We start from the raw sequence: 11224 nt of genomic DNA, 5'->3' as shown, positions 1-11224 counted from the left end.
GGCCCGGCGCCGTGCCACGGCGCCGCCCGCCGGCCGCCGGCCGCCGCCCGGCTCCCGCCGTTCGCCCGCCGCCCGCCCCGTAACGACATCTCCGCAGGTCACCCCCGGTATCAGCCCCGGTACCAGCCCCGGTACCACCCCGCCCCGACCCGGATTGTCAGTCCCGCCCGTTACCGTTTTCGATGTGCCCGCGCCACTCACCGACCCCGAGCAGCTCAAAGAACTCCTCGGCATCCCGTTCACCCCGGAGCAGACGGCCTGCATCACCGCGCCGCCCGCCCCGCAGGTCATCGTGGCCGGAGCCGGATCCGGCAAGACCACCGTGATGGCCGCCCGCGTCGTCTGGCTCGTCGGCACCGGCCAGGTCGCCCCCGAACAGGTCCTCGGCCTCACCTTCACCAACAAAGCCGCGGGCGAACTCGCCGACCGCGTCCGCACCGCCCTCCACGCCGCCGGAGTCACCACCCCCGCCGACGACCCCACCACTCCCGCCGACGACGCTACCCACCCCGGCGAACCCCGCATCTCCACCTACCACGCCTTCGCCGGCACCCTCCTCAAGGACCACGGCCTGCGCATCGGCATCGAGCCCGGCGCCCACCTCCTCGCCGACGCCACCCGCTTCCAGCTCGCCGCCCGCGTCCTGCGCGCCGCCCAGGGCCCCTTCCCCGCCCTCACCACCTCCCTCCCCACCCTCGTCGAAGACCTCCTCGCCCTCGACGCCGAGCTGGCCGAACACCTCGTCACCCCCGCCCGCCTCCAGGCGTACGACACCGAGCTGCTCACCACCCTCGAAGACCACCCGCTGACAAACGCCGACCTGCGGAAAGTCCCCGAAACCGCCCGCGCCCGCCGCGAACTGACCACCCTCGTCGCCGCCTACCGCGATGCCAAACGCCGCCGCGACCTCCTCGACTTCGGCGACCAGATCGCCCTCTCCGCCACCCTCGCCACCACCCGCCCCGACGTCGGCGCCCTCCTCCGCGACGCCTTCCGCGTCGTCCTCCTCGACGAGTACCAGGACACCTCCGTCGCCCAGCGCCTCCTCCTCTCCGGCCTCTTCGGCGCCGGATCAGGACCGGACGCGGGACGCGGCACCGGCCACGCCGTCACCGCCGTCGGCGACCCCTGCCAGGCCATCTACGGCTGGCGCGGCGCCTCCGTCGCCAACCTCGACGACTTCCCCGCACACTTCCCGTTCCCCGACGGCACCCCCGCCCGCCGCTACGCCCTCAGCGAGAACCGCCGCAGCGGCGGCCGCCTCCTCGACCTCGCCAACACCCTCGCCGCCCCCCTCCGCGCCCGCCACACCGGCGTCGAAGCCCTCCGCCCCGCCCCCGGCGCCGAACGCGACGGCACCGTCCGCTGCGCCCTCCTGCCCACCCACGCCGAAGAGCTGACCTGGCTCGCCGGCCACCTCGCCCACCTCGTGCGCACCGGCACCCCACCCGGCGAGATCGCCGTCCTGTGCCGCACCGCCACCGACTTCGCCCGCATCCAGAGCGAACTGGTCGACCGGGACCTCCCCGTCGAGGTCGTCGGCCTCTCCGGACTCCTCCACCTCCCCGAGATCGCCGACCTCGTCGCCATCTGCGAAGTCCTCCAGGACCCCACCGCCAACGCCGCCCTCGTCCGCCTCCTCATCGGCCCCCGCTGGCGCATCGGCCCCCGTGACCTCGCCCTTCTCGGACGCCGCGCCCGCACCCTCGTCCACCACACCGGCCCCGCCGACGACCCCGCCCGCCGCCTCGCCGAAGCCGTCGAAGGCACCGACCCGGCCGAAACCCTCTCCCTCGCCGACGCCCTCGACACCTTCCTCGAAGCCGACGGCCCCGACGACGGCCTCCCCTTCTCACCCGAGGCCCGCGTCCGCTTCGCCTACCTCGCCACCGAACTCCGCGAACTGCGCCGCTGCACCGGCGACCCCCTCATGGACGTCCTCCACCGCGTCCTCTCCACCACCGGCCTCGACGTCGAACTGGCCGCCTCCCCGCACGCCCTCGCCGCCCGCCGCCGCGAAACCCTCACCACCTTCCTCGACACCGCCGCCGGGTTCGCCGCCAAACAGGGCGGCGCCGCCCTCGACGGCGACGCCACCCTCGCCGCCTTCCTCGGCTTCCTCCGCACCGCCGCCCGCCACGAAAAGGGCCTCGACAGCTCCCTGCCCGGCGGCGACAACACCATCAAGATCCTCACCGCCCACAAGTCCAAGGGCCTCGAATGGGACGTCGTCGCCGTCCCCGGCCTCGTCGCCAAGCAGTTCCCCAGCGAACAGCCCCGCGACTCCTGGACCACCCGCCCCAAAGTCCTCCCGCACACCCTGCGCGGCGACGCCGCCACCCTCCCCGACGTCGGCACCTTCGACGCCCGCGGCCTCAAGGCGTTCAAGGAGGCGATGAAGGACCACCAGTCCACCGAGGAACTCCGCCTCGGCTACGTCACCTTCACCCGCCCCCGCTCCCTCCTCCTCGGCTCCGGCCACTGGTGGGGCCCCCAGCAGAAACGCCCCCGCGGCCCGTCCGCCTTCCTCGAAGCCCTCCGCACCCACTGCGAGGCCGGCCACGGCGAGATCGAGACCTGGACCGACGCCCCCGAGGACGGCGCCGAGAACCCCACCCTCACCACAGAAGCCACCACCCACGACTGGCCCCTGCCCCTCGACCCCACCGCCACCACCCACCGCCGCACGGCCGCGGCCACGGTGCGGGCCCACCTCTCCCGTCTGCCGCAGGGGCCGCCCACTCCGGCTGACCAGGCCCCGGACCCGCGCCATGATGGTGGCCTCGCGCGCGCCGAGACGCCGTACGACGGCCCCGGCCCCGGCGATGAGCCCGACCCGTTCGACGCACCCGATCCCTACGGCGACCCCGATCCGTTCGACGTACCCGATCCGTTCGACGCCCCCGATCCCTACGGCGACCCCGATCCGTTCGACGTACCCGATCCGTACGAGGAGCTCGACCCGTACGGCGGCCCCGGCCCGTACGGCGACACCGATCCGTACGAAGCCGCGTCCGTCCGCCCCGACGGCGAGGACGGACCCACGCCCGGCCCGGCGGACAGCCTTAAGCCCGGCCCGGCGGACGGACCTGGCCACGCCCCGGCGGACGGCCCTGCCCACACGTCAGCTCGCCCCGACGCCGACGACACCGACCTCTTCGCGGGCGAGGCGGACCCGCTTCCGGCCCGTACCCCGCAGCACCCCGCCGTCCCCGGCCCCCGCCACCCCGGAGCCGACGCCCCGCACGCCGCCCCCACCGGCCACGACACCGCAGGCCACAGCGGCACCGATTACGACGGCACCGGCCACGCCCCCGCCGACCACGACGCCGCCCTCCTCCCCGAAGACCACCGCACCCTCGCCTCCTGGGACCGCGACCTCGACGCCCTCGCCGCCGAACTCCGCCGCGCCCGCGCCACCGTCCGCGACGTGCCCCTCCCGCACGCCCTCAGCGCCACCCAGCTGATGCGCCTCGCCGCCGATCCCGACGCCTTCGCCCGCGAACTCGCCCGCCCCATGCCCCGCCCGCCCCAGCCCGCCGCCCGCCGCGGCACCCGCTTCCACGCCTGGGTCGCCTCCCGCCACGAAGACCTCACCCTCCCCCTCCACGACCCCGACGACCTCCCTGGCGCCGACCCCGGCGCCCACCCCGACATCGCCGACGAAAGCGACCTCGAAGCCCTCAAGGAAGCCTTCGCCCGCACCCCCTACGCCCACCGCGCCCCGTACCGCGTCGAAGCCCCGTTCCGTATGACCCTCGCCGGACGCGTCATCAGCGGCCGCATCGACGCCGTCTACACCGAACCCGGCCCCGACGGCGGCGACCGCTTCGAGATCATCGACTGGAAAACCGGCCACACCCACGACGCCGACCCCCTCCAACTCGCCATCTACCGTCTCGCCTGGGCCGAACGCCACCACCTGCCCCCCGCCGCCGTCGACGCCGCCTTCCTCCACGTCCGCACCGGCGCCCTCATCCGCCCCGCCGACCTCCCCGGACGCCCCGAACTCGAACGCATCCTCCGCGGCGCGACCCCCGACCGTCCTCACCCGGAAGGCCGATAGGCTCGGACTCATGAGCACCACCCCGGACAGCGCCGTCCACGCGTACCTCACGGCCCACCGCGAGACCTTCCTCGCCGACCTCGCCGACTGGCTGCGCATCCCCTCCGTGTCGGCCGACCCCGGCCACACCCCCGACGTGCGCCGCAGTGCCGAATGGCTCGCCGCCAAGCTCACCGCCACCGGCTTCCCCACCGCCGAGATCTGGGAGACCGACGGCCACCCCGCCGTCTACGCCCACTGGCCCAGCGACGACCCCGACGCCCCCACCGTCCTCGTCTACGGCCACCACGACGTCCAGCCCGCCACCCGCGACGACGGCTGGCACACCGACCCCTTCGCACCGCACACCGCCGACGGCAAGCTCTACGCCCGCGGCGCCGCCGACGACAAGGGCCAGGTCTTCTTCCACACCCTCGGCGTCCGCGCCCACCTCGCCGCCACCGGCCGCACCACCCCCGCCGTCCACCTCAAACTCCTCATCGAAGGAGAAGAGGAATCCGGCTCCCCGCACTTCCCCGACCTCATCGCCCGCCACGCCGACCGCCTGGCCTGCGACGCCGTGATCGTCTCCGACACCGGCATGTGGTCCAAGGACACCCCCACCGTCTGCACCGGCATGCGCGGCCTCACCGACTGCCAGATCGACCTCCACGGCCCCGACCAGGACATCCACTCCGGCTCCTTCGGCGGCGCCGTCCCCAACCCCGCCACCGAAGCCGCCCGCCTCGCCGCCGCCCTCCACGACGCCGACCGCCGCGTCACCATCCCCGGCTTCTACGACGGCGTCATCCCCCTCACCGACCAGGAACGCGCCCTCTTCGCCGAGCTCCCCTTCGACGAAACCGCCTGGCTGAGCACCGCCCACTCCCACGCCACCCTCGGCGAAGCCGGCCACACCACCCTGGAACGCATCTGGGCCCGCCCCACCGCCGAGGTCAACGGCATCGCCGGCGGCTACCAGGGCCCCGGCGGCAAAACCATCGTCCCGGCCACCGCCCAGCTGAAGCTCTCCTTCCGCCTCGTCGCGGGCCAGGACACCGGCGCCGTCCAGCAGGCCGTCCGCGACTGGGTCGCCGCGAACCTCCCCGACGGCATCCGCCACACCCTCACCTTCTGGGGCGCCACCCGCCCCTGCCTCACCCCCCTCGACCACCCCGCGCTCCAGTCCGTCGTCCGCGCCATGGGCCGCGCGTTCGGCCAGAAGATCCGCTTCACCCGCGAAGGCGGCTCCGGACCCGCCGCCGACCTCCAGGACGTCCTCGGCGTACCCGTCCTCTTCCTCGGCATCTCCATCCCCTCCGACGGCTGGCACGCCCCCAACGAAAAGGTCGAACTCGACCTCCTCCTGAAGGGCGCCGAAACCACCGCGCACCTCTGGGGCGACCTCGCGGAGAACTGGCACACCACCTGACCCGCCACCCCGCCCACCGCCCCGCACGCAGCAACCACCCACGCCACAGGGGGAGTTGGAGACAGCAGTGACCACCTGGACCGACCACCGCGCAGACCGGCCGATCACCTTCAGCGCACCGAGCGGCATCGACCGCTCCGCACACCACCGCCTCGACGAGGCATGGCTCGCGGCGGCCTGGAGCCACCCCTCCACGCGCGTCTTCGTGGTCTCCGGCGGTCAGGCCCTCATCGACGACACCCCCGACGGCCGCACCGAACTCATCACGACGCCCTCCTTCGAGGCGCCCCTGACCGAGGCCCACCGCTACTACCTCGGCACCGACGACGACGGCATCAGCTACTTCGCCCTCCAGAAGGACGCCCTCCCCGGCCGCCTCGACCAGTCCGCCCGCGCCGCCGGACTCCGCGAAGCCGGCCTGCTCCTCTCCCCGCGCGACGCCGGACTCCTCGTCCACGCCGTCGCCCTGGAGAACTGGCAGCGCCTCCACCGCTTCTGCTCCCGCTGCGGCGAACGCACCGTCATCGCCGCCGCCGGACACATCCGCCGCTGCCCCGCCTGCGGCGCCGAGCACTACCCCCGCACCGACCCCGCCGTCATCATGCTCGTCACCGACGACCAGGACCGCGCCCTCCTCGGCCGCCAGGTCCACTGGCCCGAAGGCCGCTTCTCCACCCTCGCCGGGTTCGTCGAACCGGGCGAATCCATCGAGCAGTCCGTGGCCCGCGAGGTCTTCGAGGAGGCCGGAGTCGTCGTCGGCGACGTCGAATACGTCGCCAGCCAGCCCTGGCCGTTCCCCTCCAGCCTGATGCTCGGCTTCATGGCCCGCGCCACCTCGTCCGACATACACGTCGACGGCGAGGAGATCGAGGAGGCCCGCTGGTTCTCCCGCGACGACCTCCGCGCCGCCTTCGAATCCGGTGAGGTCCTGCCCCCGTACGGCATCTCCATCGCCGCCCGCCTCATCGAATCCTGGTACGGCAAACCGCTGCCCAAGCCCTGACGGGGCGATGCGCGGCGGCGCTTTCCCGGGTGAGGCGAGGGAGCGCCGCCGTGGTGTCGGCGCCTGCCTTCGCCCGTGTTCTCCTCCGGACGGTTGCGTCCGTGCGTGGGTTACCCGGACACGACCGTGCCCTCCCCGGAGAACTTCGGAGAGGGCACGGACGGCGCGCGGTGCCTCAGACGGCCAGCGCCTGCTTGACCTGATTGAGGCTCGGGTTCGTCATGACGATGTTCTCGCCGCCGGACGGGGGAACCACCAGCACGGTCGGCACCGTTTGGTTGCCGCCGTTCGCCTTCTCCACGAACGCCGCGGAGTCGGCGTCATGCTCGATGTTGATCTCGGTGTACGCGATGCCCTCGCGGTCCATCTGGCCCTTCAGCCGACGGCAGTAACCGCACCAGGTCGTGCTGTACATCGTCACAGTGCCCGCCATGCGTCCCGCGCTCCTTCGGTAAGACTCTCGAACAGAAGCCGCCGTACCGGCCCGGACCCGTAGCCCGAGCCGCTTCCGACCGGAACCTCAGGGGGCAGTCGGAGTGGCGACGTCATGGAAGAACGCAGCGGAGGGCTGGAGCATTCCCGGGGGTCTCCCCGCCCCCCTTCCCCCCGCCTCCCCCTCCCCACCCCGGGGGCCCGCCCCCACCCCACCCCACCCCTCCTCCACCACCCCCACGATCCAGCCCGGCAGCCTCTGCGCCCACCCGGCAGCACCCGGCCATCCTGGCTCCAAGCGCCCGGCTGCTGTCGTTCCCCCACTCCAGCAGATTTCGGCTCGGAGCGTCGTCGGCTGTCCACAGCGGGCTGTTGCGGTAGTACCGGTGCCGGGTCCCCTGTGGACAGTTTTGGGGGGTCCGGTGGCGGACCTGGCAGCATGGCGGGGTGACTGCAGCATCGGATTCCTCTCTTTTTCCGCAGGTCCCGGATTCGGCCGACGCGGTGCTCGACGGGCTTGACCCGGAGCAGCGCGAGGTGGCGAGGGCGCTGCGTGGTCCGGTGTGTGTGCTGGCGGGTGCGGGCACGGGCAAGACCCGGGCGATCACGCATCGGATCGCGTACGGCGTGCGGTCGGGGGTGGTGCAGCCGGCGAGTGTGCTGGCGGTGACGTTCACGGCGCGGGCGGCGGGGGAGATGCGGGGCCGGTTGCGGCAGCTGGGTGCGGGTGGGGTGCAGGCGCGGACGTTCCATTCGGCGGCGTTGCGGCAGTTGCAGTTCTTCTGGCCGAAGGCGGTGGGCGGGGAGGTGCCGCGGCTGCTGGAGCGGAAGGTGCAGGTGGTCGCGGAGGCGGCGGCACGGTGCCGGGTGCGGTTGGACCGCGCGGAGCTGCGGGAGGTCACGGGGGAGATCGAGTGGTCGAAGGTGACGCAGACGGTTCCGGCGGATTATCCGGCGGCGCTGGTGAAGGCGGGCCGCGTGGCGCCTCGTGATGCGGCCGAGGTCGGGCAGATCTACACGATGTACGAGCAGCTGAAGCGGGAGCGCGGCGTCATCGATTTCGAGGACGTGCTGCTGTTGACGGTGGGGGTGCTGCAGGACCGGCATGACATCGCGGAGCAGGTCAGGGCGCAGTATCAGCATTTCGTCGTCGACGAGTACCAGGACGTCAGCCCGTTGCAGCAGCGCCTTCTGGAGCTGTGGCTGGGGGAGCGGGACTCGCTGTGCGTGGTGGGTGACCCGGGGCAGACGATCTACAGCTTCACCGGCGCGACCCCGGATCATCTGCTGAATTTCCGGACGCGTCATCCGGGGGCGACGATGGTGAAGCTGGTGCGGGACTACCGTTCGACGCCGCAGGTGGTGCATCTCGCGAACGGTGTGCTGGCGCAGGCGAGAGGGCGGGCGGCGGAGCAGCGTCTGGAGCTGGTGTCGCAGCGTGCGCCGGGCCCGGAGCCGGTGTTCGTCGAGTACACCGATGAGCCGGCGGAGGCGGAGGGCGTGGCCCGGCGGGTCCGGGAGCTGATCGCGTCGGGGGTGTCGGCGGGTGAGATAGCGGTGTTGTTCCGCATCAACGCTCAGTCCGAGGTGTACGAGCAGGCGCTGGCGGATGCGGGCGTGCCGTATCTGCTGCGGGGCGCGGAGCGGTTCTTCGAGCGGCCGGAGGTGCGGGAGGCGGGCGTGGCGTTGCGCAGCGCCGCGCGCTTCGGGGGGAATGACGCGCTTTTGGACGATGTGGTGGATGTGCCGTCGCAGGTGCGGGCGGTGCTGAGCACGAAGGGCTGGACGGGGCAGCCGCCGGCGGGTTCGGGGGCGGTGCGGGACCGGTGGGAGTCGTTGGCGGCGTTGATGCGGCTGGCGGAGGATTTCGCGCGGGCGCGCCCGGAGGCGTCGTTGGCGGATCTGGTGGCGGAGCTGGACGAGCGGGCACGGGCGCAGCATGCGCCGACGATTGAGGGCGTGACGCTGGCGTCGCTGCATGCCGCGAAGGGCCTGGAGTGGGACGCGGTGTTCCTGGTGGGGCTGACCGAGGGCATGATGCCGATCTCGCATGCGACGTCCGATGCGGAGATCGAGGAGGAGCGGCGGCTGCTGTATGTGGGGGTGACACGGGCGCGGGAGCACCTGGCGCTGTCGTGGTCGCTGGCGCGTTCGCCGGGGGGCCGGGCGTCGCGGCGTCCCAGCCGGTTCCTGGACGGTCTGCGGCCTGGCGGCGGCGCCGCGCCGCGCCGCGCTGCGGGTGCGGCCGTGGGCGGTGTGGAGCGCGGCGCGGGCGGGGTGTCTGGTGGTTTCCGGCGCCGGGACCGTAAGCCGGCCCGGTGCCGGGTGTGCGGGCGGACGCTGACGGACGCGGGCGAGATGAAGCTGATGCGGTGCGAGGACTGCCCGTCGGAGCTGGATGAGGGGCTGCACGAGCGGCTGCGTGACTGGCGGGCGGAGCAGGCGGCGCGGCTGTCGCAGCCGACATTTTGCGTGTTCACCGACAAGACGTTGATGGCCATCGCGGAGGCGGTTCCGGGGTCGGCGGGGGAGCTGGCGCAGATTTCCGGTGTGGGACGGCGGAAGCTGGACCGTTTCGGGGCGGACGTGCTGGCGCTCTGTGCAGGTGAGGAGCTCGGCGACGGCGTGGCGGAGGGCCTTGGGGAAGGCGGCGATGAGGGCGGTGGGGTAGCCGCGGAAAACTCGTCGGAAAAATAGTTTGCGCGCGCGGACGGCATCCCCATAGCCTTCGGAAGCACGGTGATGACGGGCTTCCGAGTCCGGAAGTATCCGTGTTGTACTTGAACATGTTTGGAACGGGATTCCCGGTCCACCGAGACGCCGAGAGGAGGCGAGCCCAATGATCAGCTTCATCGAGATGAACAAAATGACCGATCGTTCGGTCGTCGCCACCTGCTCTCTCGGCTCCTCGCTCCTGGGTACCGGTATGTCCGGCTTCAGCCGTCTCTCCGGTGCCGAGGTCAAGCGCCCCGAGACCCTCCTGTCCCTCGTGGCGGAGGAGCGCAGTGCGCGACCGGCGCAGGCACCTGCGGTAGCGGCAGTGGCGGCAGTGGCGAATGCCTTTGCCCCCTCGGCAGCCAATGGTGCCGGATCCCAGCAGCAGTACCGCCAGCATGAAACGTGGGCCTACCGCGGCCTTGAACCCTGGAGAGATCCAGCCTGATCGGCATGATCAGGTCGGCGCCTTCCAGGGCCGCGGAACCCCCACCGGGATCCGCGGCCCTTTTGTTTGCCCAGCGCCCGGCCACCGCCGGGCCACACAGACGAGGAACACACACCGTGCAACTGCAGACGCACACCCCGTCCGTAGCGACCGACCTGATCCCTCCGCCCGATCCCCAGGAGAACTCCTTGCTGCCCCTCACCGAGCTGGACAACGAAATCGACCGTCTCGGCGCCGCCGTGCCGTGCCGGACCTATGACCCCGAGGTCTTCTTCGCCGAGTCCCCGGCGGACGTCGAGTACGCCAAGTCGCTGTGCCGTACCTGCCCCGTACGTGAGGCGTGTCTGGCGGGTGCCAAGGACCGCCGTGAGCCGTGGGGTGTCTGGGGCGGTGAGCTGTTCGTTCAGGGTGTCGTCGTGGCGCGGAAGCGTCCGCGGGGCCGTCCGCGCAAGAACCCGGTCGCGGCATGAACACCCGCGGCACAGGAACGATCGACCGTCCCGGTACGCGGGACCCCCGGAAGCAGGACCCAGCGATGAACCCCACCGTCACCGAAATGCCCGCACCCGTGAACTCCGGTGCGATCGAGTCGCGTCAGAACAGGAACCTCGAAATGCAACTCATCCCAGAAGCCCTGGCGCGTGCCCATGTGCACGAACGCCTGCAACAAGCCGAGTCCGAACACAGGGGCCACCGGCTCGCCGCCGCGCGGCGTATGCAGCGGCGTGCGGAACGCGCGTCGCTCCGCGCCCGCCGCGCCCTGGCCATGGCCGTGATGCAGTGACGCGGTAGCCCGGGGCCCGCCCGGCTGGGCGGGCCCCGGGCGCGTGTCTCCGTCGTGGCGGGGCCTGCGGGGATATCGTCGTACGGTGGACCGCACGACGCACGGCACGGCGCAGCAGCCGACGGCCGAGACCGACATCGAAGCCGGGGACGGCCCCGGCACGAGCACGGGCAGCCGGGACGGCGCTGCCCCCGGCACCTCCTGTGCCCGCTGCGGCGCCGTCGCTGAGGGAAGTCCGCCGCTGTGGACCTGCTCGGTGGAGAACGGCGTCCGCCGCTACTTCTGCGACGGTTGTGCGCGGGAGAACCTCCGTGCCATCGAAGGGCGCCTGGACTCCGTCGGCTGGTGACCTCCACCGCGCGGTG

The 11224-nt window shown here is 72.6% G+C and carries 9 protein-coding genes; 8 read left to right on the top strand and 1 reads right to left on the bottom strand.

Annotated elements, in window-relative coordinates:
- Positions 1-184 precede the first annotated feature (184 nt).
- From ACFWWQ_RS28435 to nudC, 3 genes are all read left to right on the top strand, one after another.
- The gene (locus ACFWWQ_RS28435; protein WP_384601971.1) at positions 185-4066 is read left to right on the top strand and encodes a UvrD-helicase domain-containing protein; all 3882 of its coding nucleotides are present in this window, start codon (positions 185-187) and stop codon (positions 4064-4066) included.
- A gap of 10 nt (positions 4067-4076) precedes the next feature.
- Positions 4077-5477 carry a dipeptidase gene (locus ACFWWQ_RS28430; protein WP_384601969.1) on the top strand — a complete coding sequence of 467 codons (1401 nt, stop codon included), beginning with the start codon at positions 4077-4079 and terminating at the stop codon, positions 5475-5477.
- Positions 5478-5544: 67 nt separating this feature from the next.
- Positions 5545-6480: an NAD(+) diphosphatase gene (nudC, locus tag ACFWWQ_RS28425; protein ID WP_143944854.1), complete on the top strand. Its 936-nt coding sequence runs from the start codon at positions 5545-5547 to the stop codon at positions 6478-6480.
- A gap of 175 nt (positions 6481-6655) precedes the next feature.
- On the opposite strand, the gene ACFWWQ_RS28420 is transcribed toward nudC, so the two are convergent.
- Positions 6656-6913 carry a glutaredoxin domain-containing protein gene (locus tag ACFWWQ_RS28420; protein WP_143944853.1) on the bottom strand — a complete coding sequence of 86 codons (258 nt, stop codon included), beginning with the start codon at positions 6911-6913 and terminating at the stop codon, positions 6656-6658.
- A gap of 446 nt (positions 6914-7359) precedes the next feature.
- Here ACFWWQ_RS28420 and ACFWWQ_RS28415 point away from each other — a divergent pair, with 446 nt between their 5' ends.
- The 5 genes from ACFWWQ_RS28415 to ACFWWQ_RS28395 all read left to right on the top strand — a co-directional run bounded on the left by ACFWWQ_RS28415 (position 7360) and on the right by ACFWWQ_RS28395 (position 11208).
- The gene (locus tag ACFWWQ_RS28415) at positions 7360-9609 is read left to right on the top strand and encodes an ATP-dependent DNA helicase UvrD2 (RefSeq protein WP_384601967.1); all 2250 of its coding nucleotides are present in this window, start codon (positions 7360-7362) and stop codon (positions 9607-9609) included.
- A gap of 142 nt (positions 9610-9751) precedes the next feature.
- On the top strand, positions 9752-10075 hold the full coding sequence (locus tag ACFWWQ_RS28410; protein ID WP_384601965.1) for a hypothetical protein: 324 nt from the start codon (positions 9752-9754) through the stop codon (positions 10073-10075).
- Positions 10076-10191: 116 nt separating this feature from the next.
- A complete protein-coding gene (locus ACFWWQ_RS28405) occupies positions 10192-10545 on the top strand; it encodes a WhiB family transcriptional regulator (protein WP_030280963.1) in 354 nt (117 codons plus the stop codon).
- Complete coding sequence (locus ACFWWQ_RS28400) at positions 10542-10859, top strand: hypothetical protein (RefSeq protein ID WP_143943842.1); 318 nt, start codon at positions 10542-10544, stop codon at positions 10857-10859. The genes ACFWWQ_RS28405 and ACFWWQ_RS28400 overlap by 4 nt, the downstream gene beginning before the upstream one ends.
- Before the next feature lie 136 nt (positions 10860-10995).
- Positions 10996-11208, top strand: coding sequence for a hypothetical protein (locus tag ACFWWQ_RS28395; protein ID WP_384601975.1), 213 nt, complete (start codon positions 10996-10998; stop codon positions 11206-11208).
- Positions 11209-11224: the final 16 nt, after the last annotated feature.

Source organism: Streptomyces sp. NPDC059080 (genome assembly GCF_042739975.1).
In the GTDB taxonomy this organism is placed as follows: domain Bacteria; phylum Actinomycetota; class Actinomycetes; order Streptomycetales; family Streptomycetaceae; genus Streptomyces; species Streptomyces benahoarensis.
The sequence above is the reverse complement of the archived record's forward strand: the minus strand, read 5'-3'. Positions and strand labels throughout refer to the sequence as shown.